This is a genomic window from Cellulomonas sp. NPDC058312, assembly GCF_042880135.1.
GTDB lineage: Bacteria > Actinomycetota > Actinomycetes > Actinomycetales > Cellulomonadaceae > Cellulomonas.
On record NZ_JBHVZE010000001.1, the window covers coordinates 62091 to 81802 of the forward strand.

Annotated in this window: 17 protein-coding genes; 7 read left to right on the top strand and 10 right to left on the bottom strand. The window is 71.8% G+C overall.

From position 1 onward, the window contains the following. Positions 1-94: 94 nt before the first annotated feature. Genes ACFVXN_RS00290 through ACFVXN_RS00300 form a run of 3 tightly spaced genes read right to left on the bottom strand, consistent with a single transcriptional unit; the run spans position 95 to position 5009 of the window. Positions 95-2143 (bottom strand): YjhG/YagF family D-xylonate dehydratase, encoded by a 2049-nt coding sequence (locus ACFVXN_RS00290; protein ID WP_389225489.1) that lies wholly within the window; start codon positions 2141-2143, stop codon positions 95-97. Continuing rightward, complete coding sequence (locus ACFVXN_RS00295; protein WP_389225491.1) at positions 2140-3033, bottom strand: dihydrodipicolinate synthase family protein; 894 nt, start codon at positions 3031-3033, stop codon at positions 2140-2142. Before ACFVXN_RS00295 ends, ACFVXN_RS00290 begins: the two co-directional genes overlap by 4 nt. 5 nt (positions 3034-3038) lie before the next feature. Continuing rightward, positions 3039-5009: a right-handed parallel beta-helix repeat-containing protein gene (locus ACFVXN_RS00300; RefSeq protein ID WP_389225494.1), complete on the bottom strand. Its 1971-nt coding sequence runs from the start codon at positions 5007-5009 to the stop codon at positions 3039-3041. Positions 5010-5197: 188 nt separating this feature from the next. Between ACFVXN_RS00300 and ACFVXN_RS00305 the strand changes: the two genes are divergently transcribed. Then, a complete protein-coding gene (locus ACFVXN_RS00305; protein WP_389225497.1) occupies positions 5198-6244 on the top strand; it encodes a LacI family DNA-binding transcriptional regulator in 1047 nt (348 codons plus the stop codon). Positions 6245-6247: 3 nt separating this feature from the next. Here ACFVXN_RS00305 and ACFVXN_RS00310 read toward each other — a convergent pair whose 3' ends face one another. Next, positions 6248-7288, bottom strand: coding sequence for a LacI family DNA-binding transcriptional regulator (locus tag ACFVXN_RS00310; RefSeq protein WP_389225500.1), 1041 nt, complete (start codon positions 7286-7288; stop codon positions 6248-6250). A 188-nt stretch (positions 7289-7476) separates the two neighbouring features. Here ACFVXN_RS00310 and ACFVXN_RS00315 point away from each other — a divergent pair, with 188 nt between their 5' ends. Genes ACFVXN_RS00315 through ACFVXN_RS00330 form a run of 4 tightly spaced genes read left to right on the top strand, consistent with a single transcriptional unit; the run spans position 7477 to position 12532 of the window. After that, entirely contained in the window at positions 7477-9108 is a 1632-nt protein-coding gene (locus ACFVXN_RS00315) for a beta-xylosidase (protein WP_389225503.1), read from the top strand. Positions 9109-9150: 42 nt separating this feature from the next. After that, positions 9151-10455, top strand: a complete 1305-nt coding sequence (locus ACFVXN_RS00320) for an extracellular solute-binding protein (RefSeq protein ID WP_389225506.1) — start codon at positions 9151-9153, stop codon at positions 10453-10455. A 38-nt stretch (positions 10456-10493) separates the two neighbouring features. Next, a complete protein-coding gene (locus ACFVXN_RS00325) occupies positions 10494-11606 on the top strand; it encodes a carbohydrate ABC transporter permease (protein ID WP_389225509.1) in 1113 nt (370 codons plus the stop codon). Continuing rightward, positions 11603-12532, top strand: coding sequence for a carbohydrate ABC transporter permease (locus ACFVXN_RS00330; protein ID WP_389225512.1), 930 nt, complete (start codon positions 11603-11605; stop codon positions 12530-12532). Before ACFVXN_RS00325 ends, ACFVXN_RS00330 begins: the two co-directional genes overlap by 4 nt. Positions 12533-12539: 7 nt before the next feature. On the opposite strand, the gene ACFVXN_RS00335 is transcribed toward ACFVXN_RS00330, so the two are convergent. The 4 genes from ACFVXN_RS00335 to ACFVXN_RS00350 all read right to left on the bottom strand — a co-directional run bounded on the left by ACFVXN_RS00335 (position 12540) and on the right by ACFVXN_RS00350 (position 15408). Beyond that, a complete protein-coding gene (locus ACFVXN_RS00335) occupies positions 12540-13106 on the bottom strand; it encodes a hypothetical protein (RefSeq protein ID WP_389225515.1) in 567 nt (188 codons plus the stop codon). A gap of 8 nt (positions 13107-13114) precedes the next feature. Next, positions 13115-14230 (bottom strand): putative T7SS-secreted protein, encoded by a 1116-nt coding sequence (locus ACFVXN_RS00340; protein WP_389225518.1) that lies wholly within the window; start codon positions 14228-14230, stop codon positions 13115-13117. Then, positions 14227-14553, bottom strand: coding sequence for a hypothetical protein (locus tag ACFVXN_RS00345; RefSeq protein ID WP_389225521.1), 327 nt, complete (start codon positions 14551-14553; stop codon positions 14227-14229). The genes ACFVXN_RS00340 and ACFVXN_RS00345 overlap by 4 nt, the downstream gene beginning before the upstream one ends. A gap of 246 nt (positions 14554-14799) precedes the next feature. Continuing rightward, positions 14800-15408 (bottom strand): hypothetical protein, encoded by a 609-nt coding sequence (locus tag ACFVXN_RS00350; RefSeq protein WP_389225524.1) that lies wholly within the window; start codon positions 15406-15408, stop codon positions 14800-14802. 311 nt (positions 15409-15719) lie between these two features. Here ACFVXN_RS00350 and ACFVXN_RS00355 point away from each other — a divergent pair, with 311 nt between their 5' ends. Both ACFVXN_RS00355 and ACFVXN_RS00360 read left to right on the top strand, forming a co-directional pair. Continuing rightward, complete coding sequence (locus ACFVXN_RS00355) at positions 15720-16937, top strand: aldose epimerase family protein (RefSeq protein ID WP_389225527.1); 1218 nt, start codon at positions 15720-15722, stop codon at positions 16935-16937. 178 nt (positions 16938-17115) lie between these two features. Next, positions 17116-18285 (top strand): HNH endonuclease, encoded by a 1170-nt coding sequence (locus ACFVXN_RS00360; protein ID WP_389225530.1) that lies wholly within the window; start codon positions 17116-17118, stop codon positions 18283-18285. 266 nt (positions 18286-18551) lie between these two features. Here the strand turns inward: ACFVXN_RS00360 and ACFVXN_RS00365 are convergent, their stop codons facing one another. Continuing rightward, positions 18552-18710, bottom strand: coding sequence for a hypothetical protein (locus ACFVXN_RS00365; protein ID WP_389225533.1), 159 nt, complete (start codon positions 18708-18710; stop codon positions 18552-18554). Between the two features lie 375 nt (positions 18711-19085). Continuing rightward, the gene (locus tag ACFVXN_RS00370; protein WP_389225536.1) at positions 19086-19697 is read right to left on the bottom strand and encodes an SMI1/KNR4 family protein; all 612 of its coding nucleotides are present in this window, start codon (positions 19695-19697) and stop codon (positions 19086-19088) included. Between the last annotated feature and the right edge of the window lie 15 nt (positions 19698-19712).

Here is a 19712-nt window from a genome sequence, read left to right on the forward strand (position 1 = left end):
CGGTTTCCGAGCACGACGATGCGGCCGGGAGCGGTGTACGACACGACCACGGTGCTGGACCTGTCGCGGGACCGGTGTCAGTTAGCCGTGGCGACTACTGGTCGGACTGTGGGAGCGGTCGCCGGGGGTGCGACTCCTGTACGCCAGATGCGGCGGAGTCTGATGTCGGCTCCGCGCCCTCGCCCGCCAGCGCCGCCATCCCCGCCCGCAGCACCGCCACGATCCGGTCCGTGTCGTACACCGCCCCGTTCCACGTCCCGCCGCTGACCTCCTGCAACGCCGCCCACAGCCGGGTGTCGTCCGGGAGCAGGGGGTGCGGGGCGAGGTCGGGGTGCGGGTCCCGGGCGGCGAGCACGCGCGCGCCCTCCTCGGGGGTCAGCCGCGTCGCGGCGTCCCCGACGTAGTCGACCGTCCCCTCCAGCCGCGTCACGTCGATCCGGATCTCCACCAGGTCGCCGTCGCGGAGCCGCCCGAGGGGCCCGCCGGCGAGCGCCTCGGGGCCGACGTGGCCGATGCAGGCGCCGGTCGAGACGCCGGAGAACCGGGCGTCGGTGACCAGCGAGATCTCCTTGCCGTAGCTGAGGTGCTTGAGCGCGGAGGTGACCTGGTAGGTCTCCTCCATGCCGGTGCCGAGGGGGCCGCCGCCCATGATGACCATGATGTCGCCGGGGTCGACGGCGCGGTCCTTGATCGCCGTGATCGCCGCGGCCTCGGAGGTGAACACCCGCGCCGGGCCGAGGTGGTGGAACACGCCGTCGACGACGCGGGACGGGTCGATGGCGGTGGACTTGATGACCGAGCCCTCGGGGGCCAGGTTGCCGAGGGGGAACGTGGCGGTCGCGGTGAGGCCCCGCCGCCGGGCCTGGTCGGGGCTCATGATGACGTCGTCGGGCTCGACGCCCTCCTGGTCGCGCAGCAGGGCGTGCATGCGGGCGCGGCGCTCGGACCCGGCCCACCAGTCCAGGACGGTGTCGAGCGTCTCGCCCGTGGCCGTCAGGGCGTCGAGGTGCAGCACGCCGAGCGCGCGCAGGTGCAGCATCACCTCGGGGGTGCCCCCGGCCAGGAACATCCGGACGGTCGGGTGCTGGACCGGCCCGTTGGGCAGCACGCTCACGATGCGGGGCACGGCCTTGTTGACCCGCACCCAGTCCTCGACGGTCGGGCGGGGGACTCCGGCGGCGTGGGCGATCGCGGGCAGGTGCAGCAGCAGGTTGGTGGACCCGCCGACGGCGGCGTGCACGGCCATCGCGTTCTCGAAGGCCTCCGGCGTGAGGATGTCCCGCGTGGTCAGGCCGCGCTCGCGCTGCCGGAGGACGGCGCGCGCGGACTGCCGCGCGATCTCCGCCCAGACCGGCTCGCCGGACGGGGCGAGTGCGGAGTGGGGGAGCGCGAGGCCGAGCGCCTCGGCGACCACCTGCGCGGTGCCGGCGGTGCCGAGGAAGTGGCAGCCGCCCCCGGGCGACGCGCAGGCCCGACACCCGAGCTCCGCGGCGTCCTGGAGCGCGAGCTCCCCGTTGGCGAACCGGGCGCCGAGGGTCTGCACCCGGGCGAGGTCCTCGCCGCGGACGGGTGGCAGGGTGACTCCCCCGGGGGCCAGGACCGTCGGCAGGTCGTGCTGCGAGGCGAGCGCCATCATCGTGGCGGGCAGGCCCTTGTCGCAGGTGGCGACGCCGAGGACCGCCGCCCGGGTCGGCAGCGACCGGATGAGGCGGCGCATCACCATCGCGGCGTCGTTGCGGTAGGGCAGCGAGTCGAACATCGCGGTGGTGCCCTGCGCCCGGCCGTCGCACTGGTCGCTGACGTACGCGGCGAACGGCAGCGCCCCGGCGTCCGCGAGCGTCTCGGCCGCGGCCCGTACCTGGTCGACCAGCTCGAAGTGCCCGGAGTGCAGCCCGAGCGCGACCGGCTCGCCCGCCTCGGACCGCAGGCCCCCGGCGGTCGACACGATCATCACCTGCGGCCCGAGCATGTTCGCCACGGGCCAGCCCATGCCGGCGTTCTGGGTCATGCCGAAGACGTCGCCGCTGGGCGAGGTGCGCAGCCCCTCGGCGGTGAGCGGCAGCCGGCCCGCGGGCCCCTCGGCGTGGCTGCGCAGCGTGTAGATGCCGTCGTGCGGCTCGAGCAGGGACTCCCAGGACGTCACGGCATCTCCTCGACGGCGGCCATCAGGGCGACCAGGGCGTCGACCTGGGCGGGGGTGGCGGGCAGGTGCGGGGGCGTGCAGGTGCGGCCGAGCGCGACCCCGCGCCGGACCATGCCCTCCTTGAGCAGCGGGAAGAACGGCACGCCGATCGCGTACAGGTCCATCAGGCGGTCGACCTTCCGCTGGGCGACGGCAATCGCCGCCGCGTCCCCGGAGTCGACCGCCCGCAGGTACGCGGCGCTGATCTCGGGGTACAGGTTCGCGAGCCCGCCGATCACCCCCGCACCACCGGAGGTCACCACGTGGTGCAGGTTCTCGTCGAACCCCGCGAGCACCCGGAAGTCGGGGAACTCGGGCAGCAGCGCGGTCAGCAGGCGGCGGGTGTGGCCGACCTCGAGCACGGTGTCCTTGTAGCCGACGATGTTCGGGTGCCGGCGCAGCAGCCGGCGGACCACGTCCGGGCCGACGTCGTACCCGGTGCGTGCCGGGAAGTTGTACAGGTAGAGGTCGCCGTCGACCTGCTCGGCGACCGCCGAGTAGTACGCCTCGGTGGCGGCCTCGTCCAGCGCGAAGTAGGACGGGCCGACCACCATCACGGCGGGCGCCCCGGCGTCGAGCGCGTACCGGCTGAGCTCGACGGTCTCGTCCAGGCGCGGGCACGCGGTGCCGACGATCAGGTCGGCGCGCGGCGCGACGTGCTGGACGGCGAGGTCGACGAGCGCGCGCTTCTCGTCGGGGCGCAGGGCGAAGAACTCCCCGGTGCTGCCGAGCAGCACGATGCCGTCGACCCCACCCCCGAGCACGTGCTCCCAGACGGCGAGGTTGCCGTCGTGGTCGAGGCTGCCGTCGGGGTGCAGGGCGGTGACGACGGGCGCGTAGGAGCGGGCCACGGCGCTCACCACACCCGGACGCGCGTCGCGCCGGCGTCGAGCCGCGCCAGCGGGCCGGGCGGGTAGGGCGTGCCGGTGACCTTCCGGGTGCCGACCAGGTCCAGGTCCGCGACCAGGGGGGTGCCGTCGGGGTGCTCGAACGCGGCGCCGACGATCCGCACCCGGCCGAGGTCCGCCCCGGTGACGACCGGCACCCGCGGTGCGACGAGCGCGGCCGGCAGGTCGAGCTCGAGGTGCACCTGCGCGCCCTCCTCGACCACGCGGACCGGCGCCGGGCCGGGGGAGACGACGGCGTCGACCTCGTGGGACGCGGGCCGGGCGCCGTCCGCGTAGGCGTTGGACCGCAGCGGCACGGCCTGCCGCTCGTGGTGGAACCGGGAGTGGTCGCCGGACCCGGGGGCGCCGACCCGGTCCAGGTACTCCGCCCACGTCGCGGGCGCTCCCTCGTACGCGTGCGTGCCGAACGTCTCCGGCGGGTGGCCCTCGAGCACCAGCGGGGCGTCCGGCCCGTACACGCCGCCGCGGGCGCCGACGAACAGGTTGCCCGTCCAGCGGTCGTCGCCGGCGTAGACGAACGCGTATCCCGCGACCTGGGTGGAGTGCGGCACGTGGTACGGGGTCGCGCGGTCCAGCACGGGCTGCACGCGGACCGCGCCGAGCACGAGGTTGTGCAGGAACGCGGTGCCCTGGCTGAACAGCTCGACCGCGATCGGCGAGGCCAGCACGTTGTGGTCGACCGTCGCCGGCCCGTGCGCGACCTCGACGAACAGGTCCCGGATGTTCCGGTACAGCAGGTTGCGGCTGACCCGGGTGCCCTGGACCTGCCAGTCGAGCCAGATGCCCAGCGTCGTGTCGTGGATCCGGTTGTGGGCGATCGTGACGTCCAGCGGGGCGTGCAGCTTGATGCCGGCGATCTCGTAGCCCGAGAACTCGTGCCGGGTGCCGATGTGGTGGATGTGGTTGTCCTCGATGGTCGAGAACGCGCAGCCCAGGTGGCCGACGACCCCGTTCTGCCCGCAGTCCCGGATCTCGTTGCGGCGCACGACGTGCGAGCCGACGTGCTCGGCGTCCCAGCCCTGCTGCCGCGCGGTGAACACCGACTCGATCTGGTACTGGTAGCCGGGCTTGTCGCCGCGCTCCGTCGCGAACCCGTCGCCGCTCGCGGCGTTCTTGCCGAGCGAGATCCCGGCGCACCGGGAGTCGCGGACCAGGTTGTCCTCGATGACCCAGCCCTTGGCCCAGTTCGGTCCGACCAGGCCGACCTGGTCGGCGGTCGGGGGCGCCCACGGGGTCGCGGCCTGCGCGAGCTCGAAGCCCCGCACGGTGATGTAGTCGAGGTGGCTGCGCTCGGGGTAGAAGACCGCGGGGCGGACGTTGACCTCGACCACGCCCGTGCCCGGGTCGGCGCCGCCGAAGCCGGCCCAGATGGTCGTGAGGTCCTCGCCCACCTCGGCGTACCAGACCAGGTCGGGGTCGCCGTCGTCGACCACGTCGGTGTCCAGCGCGGTCCACTGGTACCGGGTGCGGGCGGGGCGCGCGGGCGGCGCGAGGACCGCGTCCCGGTCGGCGACCTCGCGCAGCGCGCGGCCGTCGAGGTACACCGCGCCGCGGTGGACGACCGGGCCGGGGTGCAGCCAGTCGCCCGCCACGGGCTCGTCGAACGGGTTGAGGTCGCCGAACAGGGTGTGCGGCACCTCGGCCCGCCAGACGCCGCCCTCCTCGTGGATCCACCCGGCGACGACCTCCGCGCCCGTGATGACGACGTGCTCGCCCGGTGCGGCCTCGAACGTGATCCGGCGGTCCTCGCCCGTACCGCCGCGCACGGGGCGCACCCACTCCCGGTAGGTGCCCGCGTGCACCCGCACGGTGTCCCCGGGCAGGGCGGCGCGGGCGCCGCGGTTGATCGTCCGGAACGGGGCGGCGGCGGTGCCGGCGGCCCGGTCGGAGCCGGTCACGGCGACGTGGAACGTGGTCACGGGGTCGTCCTCCGGTTCGTACCCGGGTGGGTCGCGCGGCGGGCGTCGGTGCCCGTCGGCGGACGAAAGTTTTTCTCCACGCCGGTGTGCTCGGACCGACTGTAGGCGCGCGTCCACGCACAGGGAAGCCGTTCTGGAGCGTGACGCGGTGCTTCTCGCGAGGAAACTATTTCGCTAGGGTGGGCCGCATGCCTGCTGACCCCCGTCGCCGACCGACGCTCGCGCAGGTCGCCGCCGCCGCCGAGGTGTCGACGTCGACCGCCTCGAAGGTGCTCAACGGGCGCCCGGGCATCTCGTCCGCGACGCGCCGACGGGTGGCGGACGCCATCGAGCGTCTGGGCTACGCGCCGTCCACGGGCCCGCGCCCCGGCACCCCGCCGCCCGGGGTGGCGGTGGTGTTCCGCACGCTGTCGGACCTCTACGCGATGCGCGTGCTCGAGGGCGTGGTGGCCTCCGCCCGGGAGCACGACATCGAGGTGGTCGTCGACGTCGTCGACGTCCCCGGTCCCGGCACCCGGCCGCTGTCACCCGCGTGGATCCACCGCCAGGCCGCGGGCGACCGCGCCGGCGTGGTCCTGGTCACCACGCAGCCCGCGCCGGAGCAGCACGCGCTGCTGCGCGACCTCGGCATCCCGACCGTGCACATCGACCCGGCGAACCCGATGGACGACTCCACGGTCTCGGTCGGCTCGACGAACTTCTCCGGCGGGGTCCAGGCCACCCGGCACCTGCTGGACCTCGGGCACCGGCGGATCGCGTTCGCCGGCGGCGCCGAGTCGTTCCTGCCGTCGTCCGAGCGGCTGCAGGGCTACCTCAGCGCGGTGCGTGCCGGGGAGGGGCGGGTCGACGAGTCGCTCGTGCGCTCGCGGGCGCACACGTTCGCCGCCGGGCTCGCGATGGCCGACGAGCTCCTCGACCGGCCGGACCGGCCGACCGCGGTGTTCGCCGCGTCCGACTCGATCGCGCTCGGGGTGCTGGCGTCCGCGCAGCGGCACGGCCTGCGCGTCCCGGAGGACCTGTCCGTCGTCGGCTTCGACGACAGCCCGGCGGCGGCCTCCGCGGCGCCGCCGCTGACCACCGTGCGCCAGCCCGTCGTCGAGATGGGTCGGGTCGCGCTGCGCACGCTGCTCCAGCTGGCGCGCGGCGAGCGCGTGGACTCCCACCACGTCCAGCTGTCGACGACGCTCGTGGTGCGGGAGTCGACGGCGCCGCCGGGGGAGTCCGGGCGGGCGTGACCCTCAGGCGGGCGCCGGGCCGGTGCTCGCGCGGACCGTCAGCGACGTCGCGAGCTCCACGTGCCGGGACGCCGGGCGCCCGCCGTCGGCCATCGCGAGCACCGTCCGGACGGCCATCCGCCCCATGTCCTCGAGGTGCTGGTGCACCGTCGTCAGCGGCGGGGTGGTCCAGGCGGCCTGCGGGGTGTCGTCGAATCCGGTGACGCTGAGCTGCTCCGGGACCCGGACGCCGAGCGCGTGCGCGGCGGCCAGCACGCCGACGGCGATCTCGTCGTCGCCGGCCATGATCGCCGTCGGCGGCTGCGCGGACGTCAGGAGGTCGTGGGCGTGCCGCGTGCCGGTGGCCACGTCGAACCGGTCCGCCCGGACCAGCGCCGGGTCGACCGCGAGCCCGGCGGCGTCGAGCGCGGCCTGGTAGCCGTAGAGCCGGTCGCGGGCGGCGTCGGAGCCCTCGGGCCCGCCGACCCACGCGATGCGCCGGTGCCCCTGCCCGATCAGGTGCTCGGTCGCCGTGCGCGCGCCGGCCCAGTTGCTCGACCCGACGCTGACCATGTGCTCGTGCCGGGTGTCGACGGGGTCGACCATGACGAAGGGCATCGACGCGTCGCTCGCGGCGCGGATCAGCCCGTCCGGGTACGAGAGCGTCAGCCCGACGATCCCGACCACGCCGGCGGCCCGCTGGTCGGCGACCCACTCGCGCGCGACGGCCCGGTGGGTGCGCGCGGAGCGGTCGGGCGCGAGCCGGGAGAGCAGGTCGACGTGCTCGTCGGTGGCACCGGCGAGGGCGCCCTGGAGCACGCCCAGGATGTACGGCGAGGCGGGGATGTCGAAGACGACCGCGACCGCCCGCCGGTCCGGGCCCGTCGCCGGGGTGGTCGTGGGCCGGTACCCGATCTCCGTGACCGCCGCGAGCACGCGCTCCCGCGTCTCCGCCGAGACGTCGTCGCGCCCGTTCAGCGCCTTGGAGACGGTCGCCTTGGACACGCCTGCGGCTGCGGCGACATCGGCCAGGGTGGGCCGTCGCCGGTCCGCGTCACTCGACATGCTGCTCCTTCTGGCCGAAACATTTTCGAGACTTGCGCGTGGTTCGTGGCGTCTGCGACGAGTTCATGCCCGACTCTGGACAGACTCCACGCCGCTCCTCTACGTTCGACCCACGATACCCGTTGCGAAACGGTTTCGGACTAGTGAGGGCCGCATCGTCGCTGCCCTGCCGACCACTGGAGGTCTGCGTGACTGTCGACGCACCGGCGTCAACCCTACTGATCGACGGCCGCCCCGCGGCCGACCTGCCGCTGCGGCACGTCTGGAACGCCTGCCTCGGCGCCGGCCGCGCCAACGAGGCGCTCCGCGCCGACTGGCAGGAGCACTTCCGCGAGGCGGTCGACGTGCTCGGGGCCCGCTCCGTGCGGTTCCACGGGATCTTCCACGACGACATGTTCGTCTACCGCACCGCGAACGGCGGCGGGTTCGGCCCGCCCACCCCGCTCGAGAAGCCCGTCCACACGTTCGCGTACGTCGACAAGGTCGTCGACGCGATCCTCGACACCGGCGCCCGCCCGTTCGTCGAGCTCGGCTTCATGCCCCGCGAGCTCGCCCGGGACACCGAGACGCTGTTCTGGTGGAAGGCGCACGGCAGCCCGCCCACCGACATGGGCGCCTGGGTGGACCTGGTCACCGCGACCGTCGAGCACTGGATCGGCCGCTACGGCCTCGACGAGGTGCGCCGCTGGCCGTTCGAGGTCTGGAACGAGCCGAACCTCGTCCCGCACTTCTGGACGGGGACGCGCACCGAGTACTTCCAGCTCTACGAGGCCACCGCCCGGGCGCTCAAGGCCATCGACCCCGGCCTGCGGGTCGGCGGGCCGTCGTCGTCGGTGTTCGTCCCCGACGCCCGGTACGACGGCGAGGTGCACGACCCGTCCGTGGAGGGCGCGACCGCCGAGGCCCCGGACCCGGACGTCCTGCCCTGGAAGCCCGTGTGGGTGCGCGAGCTCATCGCGTACTGCGCCGAGCGCGACCTGCCGCTGGACTTCCTGTCCACCCACCTCTACCCGACGGACTTCGCGTTCGACACCCAGGGCGTCGGCCGCCCGATCAGCCGGCACCGGGACGCCACGCGCGACGACCTGCGGGTGCTGCGCGCGATCCTCGCCGACAGCCCGTACCCCGACGCCGAGGTGCACATCACCGAGTGGTCCACGTCGCCGTCCAGCCGCGACCGGATGCACGACACCCTGTACGCCGCGACGTACATCGTCCGGGCGTTCCTGCAGTGCCACGACCTCGCCGACTCGATCTCCTACTGGACGTTCACCGACGTCTTCGAGGAGGGCGGCGGCGGGATCGGCCCGTTCCACGGCGGGTTCGGGTTCGTCAACGAGCAGGGCATCCACAAGCCCACGTTCCACGCGATGGCCATGCTCAACCGCCTCGGCGGCACCCTCGCCCTCCAGACCGAGCACGGGGTGGTCACCCGCACCGCGGACGACGCCGTCGCCGCCGTGTTCTTCAACTACCCGGAGTCGATGGGCACTCGGTCCGTCGGCAGCGCGAGCAGCCACCTCGACGCGCGCCGGCACGCCCACGAGGGTCCGGCCCGGCGCGTCCGGCACACCGTCGCCGGCCTCCGTCCCGGCGCCGCCTACCAGGTGGAGGTGCTCGACCACGAGCACGGCGACGTCGCGCACGCCTGGCACGAGCGGGGCGAGCCGCTCAACCTGACCCGCCAGGACGTCGCCGAGCTGCGGGAGGTCGCCGACGACCTCGACCGCCGCACGATCGCGGTCGACTCCCGCGGTGTCCTCACGATCGACCTCGAGCTGGCGCCCTGGGCCGTCGCCTCCGTCGCGCCCGTCGCCTGACCCCCACCCCCTGACCCGCACCACCCCGGAAAGGACCTCTCCATGAGGATCACCCGCACGTCCGTCGCCACCGCCGTCGTCGCCGTGTCCGCCCTCACGCTCACCGCCTGCGGCGGGGGCAGCAGCGCCCCCGAGGCGGCCGGCGAGGGCAACAAGCCGGACCAGCTCACCGTCGCCGCGTGGATGGACTTCCCGCAGGACCTCCTCGACTCGTTCGAGGAGGAGTACGGCATCGAGGTCGTGGTCAACTCGTTCCCCGACGGCGCGTCCGCGCAGACCGTCCTGCGCAACGGCCTCGCCTCCGACGGCGCCGGCCTGTCCGACGTCCACCTGGTCGAGCTCGACTGGTGGACGGAGATGATGGCCGTCCCCGAGGACTGGGCCGAGCTGCCCGAGATCCCGGACCGCTGGGTCGACTGGAAGGTCACGCAGGGCTCGGTCGACGGTGTCGTCACCGGGTACGGCACCGACATCGGGCCGCTGGCCATCGCGTTCAACCAGGACATGACCGCCGCCGCGGGGCTGGCCACCGACCCCGCGTCGATGGGGGACCTCATCGGCGGCGACGACGCCACGTGGCAGACCTTCCTCGACGCCGGCCGCCAGTACGTGGCGGTCAGCGACAACTACTTCGTCGACTCGCTGACCAACGCGTTCCAGGCCGCGATCAACCTGCTCCCGGCCGCGTTCGAGGACCCTGAGTCGGGTCTGCCCTACGACCTGGCGGACAACACCGAGGTCAAGGAGCTGTTCGGCATGTTCGCCGACGCGGCCGAGGACGACATCTCCGCGGGCATCGCGATCGGCCACGCCGACTGGGGCGCCGGGTTCCAGAACCAGCAGTGGGCGACCGTCGTCACCCCCGCCTGGATGACCGGGATCATCGCCGAGAACGCCGTCGGCGTGGACGGCTGGCGGATCGCCAGCACGTTCCCCGAGGGCGGCGGCAACTGGGGCGGCTCGTTCTTCGCCGTGCCCGCCACCGGCGAGAACACCGCCTGGGCCACCACGCTCGCGGACTACCTGACCTCCCCGGACGCCGCGATCGACTGGTTCAACACTACCGGCCAGTTCCCGTCGCAGCTCGAGGCGATGTCCGCGCCCGAGATCGCCGAGGCGCAGAACCCGTTCTACGGCGACCAGCAGGTCGGGCAGATCTACGGCGAGCTCGCGGCCGCCGCCGGGGACGCCGCCGCCGGCGGGTACCGAGGGGAGAACTTCGCCGGCATCCAGACGCTCGTCACCGACGGCATCCGGCTCGTCGAGTCGGACAGCGCCACCGCGCAGGAGGCCTGGGACACCGTCGTGAGCAACTTCGAGGCCCTCGGCTTCGAGACCGCGAGCTGACCCGCCCCGGGAACACGACCGTCACGGAAGGCTCAGCCATGTCATCGAGCTCCAGCCCGCCGCACGGCGCGCGCCGCATGGGGTGGGGTCAGCGGTTCTCCCGGTGGGACATCCGGGTGTCGCCCTACCTGTACGTCTCACCGTTCTTCCTGCTCTTCGCGGTGTTCGGCGCGTTCCCGCTGCTGTTCAACGTCGTCGTCGCCCTGCACGACTGGCACCGCCGCGCCGGCATGGGCGACTTCGTCGGGCTCGACAACTTCACCTGGGTGCTGCGGCAGCCGCTGTTCTGGCGGTCGCTCGAGAACACCTTCTGGATCTTCCTGTGGGGCGGGATCCCGCAGCTCGTGCTCGCCCTGGTGATCGCCGCGGTGCTCGACCAGAACCTGCGCGCCCGGACGTTCTGGCGGATGAGCGTGCTCGTCCCGTTCGTGGTGATGCCCGTCGCGACGTCGATGATCTTCGGGCAGGTGTTCGGGCAGTTCGGCCTGCTGGTGCCGAACCTGCACGACCTCGGGATCCTCACCGGCGTCGACTCGCCGTTCTTCCAGGACCGGATGCTGTCGCACGCGGCGATCGGCTCGATGGTCGTGTTCCGCTGGACCGGCTACAACGCGCTGATCTTCCTCGCCGCGATGCAGGCGGTGCCGCGCGAGCTCTACGAGGCGTCCACGGTCGACGGCGCCAGCCGGACCCGGCAGTTCTTCTCCGTCACCATCCCGAGCATCCGCCCGACGATGATCTTCGTGACGCTGACCATGACGATCGGCGGGCTGCAGATCTTCGACGAGGCCCGGATGTTCGACGGCGGCGGGACCGGCGGCGGCAAGGGCGGCGCCGACAACCAGTGGACGACGGTCGTCCTGTACCTCTACAACCTCGGGTTCGGCGACTGGCAGGACCGCCTCGGGCAGGCCGCCGCCGTCGGGTGGATCTTCGCGGTCATCATCGCGCTGTTCTCCCTCGGCAACTTCCTGCTCACCCGCTCGATCTCGTCGACGCAGACTCGGTCGTCCCGGGTCACCCGGGCGCAGCACAACACCGCTGTCGCCCGGGCGCGGGCCATCGCGGCCGGGGCGCCGCGGGAGCCCGTCGCGCCCGAGCCGGGGGCCGTCGACCGGACCGAGAAGATCCAGGAAGGAGCGAACCGGTGAGCACAGGCTTCATCGAGAACACCGCGGGCCGCGGGGCCGCCGTCTACGCGCAGAAGCGGGCGGCGCGCGGCCGGCCCGTCCGCCCCCACGAGTCCAGCGGGCGCCGACCCGGCTGGGTCACGTACGGGCTGCTCACGGTCGTGTTCGTCGTGTCCGTCTTCCCGCTGTACGCGTCCGCGATGTACGGCTCGTCGACCACACAGGAGGTCGCCCGCGCCGTCGGGACGCTGCCGACGTTCTTCCCGACGCTCGTCCTGCTCGAGAACTTCGGTGAGGTGGTCAACGCGTCGCAGTTCAACTTCTGGACGGCGTTCGCCAACTCGGTCCTCGTCGCCGTGTCCGTCACCGCGTCCACGGTGTTCTTCTCGACGCTCGCAGGCTTCAGCTTCGCGAAGCTGACGTTCCGCGGCCGCAAGGCCCTCTACGTCACGGTCATCGCGACCATGGCGATCCCCGCGCAGGTCGGCACCATCCCGATGTTCATCATGATGAACGACTTCGGGTGGATCGACTCCCTGCTCGCGCTGACCGTCCCCACGCTGGTCACCGCGTTCGGGGTGTTCTGGATGACCCAGTACCTCCAGGAGGCGCTGCCCTACGAGCTCATCGAGGCCGCCCGCGTCGACGGGGCGTCGATGTTCCGGACGTTCTGGTCCATCGCGATGCCCGCCGCCCGCCCCGCCGCCGCGACGCTCGCGCTGTTCACGTTCGTCGGGTCGTGGAACAGCTTCTTCTGGCCGTCGGTGGTGATGCGGTCGCAGCTGACGATGCCGCTGGTGGTGCCGCAGCTGAAGGGGGCGTTCACGACCGACACCGGGCTGGTGATGTCGGGGGTGTTCCTCGTGGCGGCGCCGCTGCTGGTGGTGTTCGTGGTGGCGGGGAAGCAGCTGGTGTCGGGGGTGATGGCGGGGGCGGTGAAGGGGTGAGGCGGGCTCAGCGCCGGTGGTCGGCGGCGTGGTCGGCATCGGGGTCGGTCGGGACCCCGTACAGCGGGTCGGACAGCCGCGACCAGTCGCCGAACTCCGGACGGTCGAGCCAGAACCCCGTGACGGGGGCGTCGTGGAGCTGGACCTCTTCGGCGACCGGGTTGCCGGACTCGACGTAGAGGACGGAACCGCTGCCGTCGGGGGCGAAACGGGCGATGGTGTGTCCGAGGGACTCCAGGCCGCTCAGGTAGAAGCTCTCGTCGTCGGGATAGCGGTAGTCGAGGGTGGTCTCGCGCCACAGCCGGCCGTCTCGCTCGACGTAGTCGATCTGACGGTAGAGAGTCCCGGCGGGCGTGAAGAACGAGCACCGGAAGTCGCCCGTCGTGGACGCACCGATGACCCACCGCTGCCGAGGGCGGTCGTCGTCCAGGCGCTCGCGCGCGTCCACCACGCACACGAGCTCGGCGCGCTGCTCGTAGGCGGACCGAGCCCGGACCTCGTCGTACCAGCCGACGCCGGGGAACGGCCGTCGGGTGTCGCTGCTCCAACGGCCGGTGTACAGCACGTCCGACATGGCGCTCCTCAGGGGTGAACTCGGTAGATGGTGCCGTTCGGGTCACGGATGGTGATGTCGAACTGGCTCGCCCGTTCCAGCACCGTCTGCGGTATGGGAGTGGTCTGCACCGGTACCTCGAAGACCGGGCGGCCCATCAGTCCACCTCCGACCGCATGACTGCCGAGCTGTGATCGGTTGCCGGGTGTGTCCGAGATCCGGAGGGAAGGCTCGAACGGGTTGTACTTCTTCATGATCTCGTCGATGTAGCGCTTGCCCGAGACCTCGGTGATCTCGCCCAGCTGGGTCCAGCGTCGCGAGACGACGAACTCCCCGGGAGAGTAGGAGTCGAGCCGGTAGCGCGCGCCATTCGCGGCGTCGTCGATCCACACCTCGCGGGCGACGTACCGGTCGTAGTTCTGCCAGTTGAACTGCTGGCCGCGGTAGAGCGGGCGAAGCCACTCAGGTGTCGAGGATCGAGCGACGAGCTGCTCGTACATCGCCACTCGTTCCGCACTGAGTGCGGTGAGCCCGCCGCGACTCGCGCCAGTTCGCCCACCTCCGAACGCGAAGACGCTCGCCATCTGGACGGCTTCAGTCGTGCTGTACGCGTCGGCATGCCACGGGTTGTCGCTCGGGCGGAGCCAGTCCATCACGCCCGTCCCGCTGGGGCCCACTTCCGCGCACGCGTGCAAGGCCGATGCGGTGATGCGCTCGGAGTCGGCGACAGCGCGAAGCGTCGAGGCGAGCCCGAGCATCGCCTCGGACTGTGCCGGCGTCGGCCCACTGGCCGCCGAGTCATCGGGGAGGCAGCGCAACTCGGCGAGATAGCCGTCTATGCAGAGCTGCGCGCGCTGGCGTGCCTCGATCAGCACCGACGCGTGGCGGTCCAGCGCGTCTGCGGCGACCGCGAGCGTCTCCGACGCGACGATCAGGCGAGATCGGAGCATTGCGAGAGTGCCGGAGAAGCCGTCGGCAGCCTGTCCCTCCCAGGGGCCGATGTCGACGCGTCCCACGTCGGACGCAGCAACGTCCAGCGAGTGACCGACGGATCGTGTGTGCGCCGCGTCGCTCTGCAGCGCAGCCGAGTCGCCGGGGATGAGGTCTGCGGCACTGGTCCCGAAGCCGATCTGGAACGTCGTCATCCGAGAGGCTCGTCGATGAGAACCGGGTCGTACTGCTCGAGCCGGCGGAACGACTCGGCGACGCTGGCATCGATCTCGTCGTAGGTGCATGCGTTCTCACGGACTCCGGCAGCGAGCTCCGCGGGCGACTCTCGGGCGAAACGCAGCCCCACCGTCCACGAGTCGAGGAAGGCGCGCGCAGCTGACTGGAGCGCGGCGTCGCCGTAGTCGGCCGTGTGGCTGAGCACAGCTGCCGTCGTCGGGCCCTCGAGGTCGGCACTGACGGCGTCGAGGCGGTCGGCGACTGAACGGAGCTTGTCCGTGTTGACGCGCATTCCCAGCATTCAGGCCCCCTCCACCTGTTGATCAGCCTGAACATGATACGAACCGAGAAGCGCCCGAGAGGCCGGTTCCGCGGAGGACGTCGATCAGGCCGGCGTCAGGCGACCGGAGGCGCCCGAGCAAGCGACTCGCGCGCGGTACTGGCGCAGCGAGGGGCGATGGCTCAGAGCACGAACACGACCCCTCGGATGCGGCACTCGCTGGGGGCGGCGACGACTCCGGGTCGTTCCTCGTGAGCCACCGTGCGCCTAACTGGCGTTGTCCCTCGCGTGCAAGCCGACGAGGTTGCCCGGGGACCGTGCGTCGTCCACGAGCCACGTGCCGTCCGTTCGCGGCACCCAGTGGCCGTGGTCGAGCGCCCAGTGCCACCACCCGATCCGCTCGGCGAGGGTGATGGTGTGCCCGAGCCCGCCGTCGGCTGCCCAGACGCCGGTCGGCGAGCCGGGCGCTGCGGGCTCGCGGCAGTCGACGATCACGGGTGTCGTGCCCTGGATCAGCGCGACCCACTCCCGGTGGAACCGCCAGTCCAGATCCGGTCGTGCAGGGTCGACGTCCTGGTCCCAGGTCGCCTCGTGGGCCTGCTGCGACCGTTCGAGCGCGGCTCGCAGGCCGCAGAACACGCCGGTCGGGGTCAGGCTCGGCCTGCCCCAGTCGTCCTCGTACCGCAGCCGGTCGCCGTCGTGCCACATCCACCACGCAGCCGCGTCCGCACTGAGGACGACGTCGAACTCGGCTGCGACCTGGTCGACCTCCGCCCGGGTGAGGCCGGGGCGGAGTCGCTCCACGACGGGCACGCCGAGGTCACGCAGCCGCTGCTCGAAGCCGGCGAGCGCTCGGGTGACCTCGGCTGCCGTCATGGGGGTCCTCCTCAGGTCGGGTTGCGGACCGCCAACGTCGGCATCGTGGGTGCGGATGCGGGCACCGGGACGGCGAGGAAGTCATCCCCGCTCTCGATACCGCGACCGGTCAGGAGGCTGCGGTGCGGCCCGTCCTGGCGCTGATTCTGCCGTCATTGACCTGCTGCGCAGACGGTCCTAGCGTCGATCCTGACCGCACCGCCCCTCCCGGCCCCCGACCCCACCCACGTCACCACGGGTCGCCGCGCCGCGGGACGACGACGTCCCAGGGGGCGGCGCAGGCCGACGTGGACTGGGGGATTCACATGCGCATGCGTCTACTCCGTCGCGGCCTGGCGGGCACCGTCGCCCCGCTCGCCGTCGCAGCTCTGCTCGTCTCCGGCGGTCCCGCGCAGGGCGCCGACGACTCCGCCGACCGCTGGGGCGGGGACAAGGGCGGCGGGCACCACGACAGCGCCACCATCACCGCCGAGCCGTGGGGCACGACCGCCGACGGCACCCCCGTCGAGCGGTACACGCTCAGCAACCGGGGCATGACCGTCCGTATCCTCACCTACGGCGGCATCATCCAGTCGCTCGACGTCCCGGACCGGCGCAACAACCCGGTGGACGTCGTCCTCGGGTTCAGCGACCTGCAGGGGTACATCGACAACAACAACCCCGGCCCGTACTTCGGCGCGATCATCGGCCGGTACGGGAACCGCATCGCGAACGGGCAGTTCGAGCTCGACGGCCAGACGTACACCCTCGCGCAGAACAACAACGGCAACCACCTGCACGGCGGCATCGAGTCGTTCGACAAGAAGGTCTGGGCCGCTACGCCGATCCAGGGCAACCGCAGCGTCGGGCTCCAGCTCGACTACACGAGCGTCGACGGCGAGGAGGGCTACCCGGGCAGCCTCGACGTCCAGGTCACCTACACGCTGACCCGCGAGCAGCGCCTCGAGATCCACTACACCGCGACGACGGATGCCCCGACGGTCGTGAACCTGACGAACCACACCTACTGGAACCTCCAGGGCGAGGGCACCTCGTCGATCCTCGACCACGAGCTCACGCTGCCGGCCAGCGGGTACACGCCGGTCGACGCGGGTCTGATCCCGACCGGGGAGATCGCGGACGTGTCCGGCACGCCGATGGACTTCCGGTCCGCGACAGCGATCGGTGAGCGGATCCGCGAGCCGTTCCAGCAGCTGCTGTACGGGCAGGGCTACGACCACAACTGGGTGCTCGACCGGCCAGACGACGGCAGTCTGCAGCTCGCCGCGCGGCTGCGCGACCCCGACTCCGGGCGGACCCTGACGATGTACACGACCGAGCCGGGCATCCAGTTCTACTCGGGCAACTTCCTCGACGCGACGCTCGTGGGCACGGGCGGGCACGTGTACCGGCAGTCCGACGGGTTGGCGCTCGAGACGCAGCACTTCCCGGACTCGCCGAACCAGCCGCAGTTCCCGACGACGACGCTGCGGCCGGGGGAGGTGTACGACACGACGACGGTGCTGGATCTGTCGCGAGGGCGGCGGTGACTGGAGTTGGGATGCACCCGGTGGTGCCGGGCTCGGGCTGCCTGGCCCCACGGGGTGATCCAGCGACGCGCTAGAAGTGCGCCGCCGGAGGACTCATGGCAGAGCCATCCGATGCCGATTTGGTCAGTGTGCGGTGTTTCAGAGGGCCGCACCTGAACCGGATCCCGGGGGCGCGTGCGTGACCAGGCTGTCTCTCCTCAACGACGTCCGGGCGGTCGTCGGAGCCATTGAAGAGTTTGCCGAGCTCGGGCGGGAGGGTTTCCTCCAGCGCTACGGATTTGCACCGAGTCGTGAGTACTTCCTGCGTGTCGATGGTGCCCTCATCGACACGAAGCCCTTGGTTGCCGCTGCGTACCGCCGCCAGTTCCCAGATCACAGGGACCTTCTCCCCGCGGACTTCTCGGGCGGCGTGGATGGAGCAGCCAAGGTTTTGCGACGCCTCGGGTTCGAAGTGGTGACCCGAGCACAGGCGCGCCCTCCGGTTCTGGGGGACTCGTACGCGAGTCGCACGTCGCTCTACGAGCAGTACGGCGGCGATAAGGTCGCCGGCATCGTGACCCTTCCCGGTGACTCGACTGTGAACGTTTTTTCGGATGCCGACGGCCCGTACGACGATGATCCGCCTACGCTTGTGGCTCCGTTTGGCTACCGGGGGGAGGGGCTGTCCGGGCCTCAGGAGCTCACTCAGCGGGGTAACGCGCACTTGGAGCGCGCGCGGACCGCTCGAGAGCCTGTTCGCTTCTGGTATCGACCTGTTGGTGGCACTTTCTCCTTCCTGACGTGGTGCGTGGTCTTGGGGCGGACATGGATCGACGGCAGAGATGCGAAAGGTCGCCCCCGAGTCGAGCTGGAATGGATGCTCGAGGCAGTACCGGGACCCGCGTCCGAGCAGTGGCCCGCGGCGATCGTCAACGTCATCGACGAAGCGGATGCGACGACCGAAAACCACCCATCGGGACCGGAGGCGGCGCGAGAGCCCACCTACGCCGAGTTGCTCGCGCGGGTGGAGGCTCGCGGGCAAGGACGAAGCGGTTCGCGGGCTCCTCGCGTCGACTATGCGCGTAGTGCGGCAGCCAGGCGGGCCGTGTTGATCCGTTCGGGCGGGCAGTGCGAGAGCGCGCGATGCACGGGCATGCCTGGTGAGCCCAACCGCCAGGGCGAGCCGATCCTCGACGTCGATCACATCAGGGATCTGGCGAGGGGTGGTGCGGATCATCCGCTCAACATGGTCGCACTTTGCCCCAACTGCCACGCCTCGAAGACGCGAGGTGCTTTTGCACTACGGTGGCGCTCCGAACTTGCACGCGTAGCGGCGGCAGCCAACGCCCGCGCGCTGGATCGCACGTAGGCCCGCGCGGCACCTGAGCGCGTGACAGCCGATGCGCACGAGTGGGCAACAGCGATCGGAGACCGGCCGCGCGCCGGAGACATCGACGTGCGGCTCGCCCAGGACCGCGGCGATGACGGCAGGGGCGGTGCCACGACCTACGACGAGCTGCGCATCAGGACGACCCAATGCTCGGTCGTGGTCACTCAGCCCTTAGCGCATCCTGCTGCCTCCCACCAAGGTGCGATCAGCGGGTCGACCTCGGCGAGGGAGCCGGCGTGCCCCGATCAGCGGCTGTCGTCTTCGAGCCGCGACCGAAGCCGGTCTAGCAAGGTCAGGCCCGCCAGCCAGTACTCGTACGTGTTCGGCCACTGACCGAGCAGTTCGTCCGACAGCCAGTAGACGGGGTGCCCGCCGTCGGTCGCCGGCCCGGCGCGGTCGATCACGAAGACCGCGCGTTCGCACACGTGGATGGGGTAGATCGTGTCGCGCGGGGGGGAACCCCGACACGGCCCCGCCTTCGAAGGAGGCGTCGATCATCGCCATCGCGCGCTTCCACCGAGGGCCTCGACCCAGCTCGCGCGCCGGGAGGATGTCGCCGTAGGCGAAGACATCCGGCCAGCCGTCGCCCTCGCGGAGCAGCGACGTGTGCTGCGCGTCGAGCGTGAAGCCGACGCGCTCCTCTGCTGCGGCGAGGTCCCCGTCGGTCGCGCGGACGTCCGGCAGCGTCTCGGGGAAGAGGTCCGGTGCGATCCGCGAGATCTCCGTGCGGCGGATGAGCATCTCGCCGACAAGCACACCCCAGGACAGCGTCTGGCTCGTCACTCCGGTCTCCCGTCCCAGGTCCCGCGGACGACCCTGCCGTCCTGGATCCGTGCTGCAGGCCGACGCGCGGTGCGCTCGGCAGCGGGATCGCGCACCTCGTCGATCGAGATCTGGTTGCGGGCGATCGTTGCCAGGCAGTAGCCGAAGACGTTGGACCACGTGTCAACGACCTCTCCGTGCAGCCAGTAGACCGGGCAGCCCTGGTCCGTTGCGGGTCCGCCACGCCAGATCACGAACACGTCGAGATCGGAGACGTGGAACGGGTAAACCGCGTCTCGCGGTGGGAACGACTCGAACGGCCCGTCCTCGTACATGACGTCGAGCAGCTGCTGAGCTGCGGACCATCGCGGACCGGCCCCCAGGTCGGCTGTCGTGAGCAGGTCGCCGTTGCCGAAGACGTCGCCCCACCCATCGATCTCACGCAGCAAGGCGGCATGCTGAGGATCGAGCTCGAACCCGAGCCGGTGCTCGGCCCTGGCGATCTCCTCGTCGGATGCGTGCGGCCCGGGTGCGGGCATCGGACGCACTCGCGGTGCGACGTCGCCCGCTGCGATGCGCGCCTGCAGCATCTGGCCGATCGTGATTCCCCACCGGCGGCGGTCGATCATCCTGGACTCCGATCC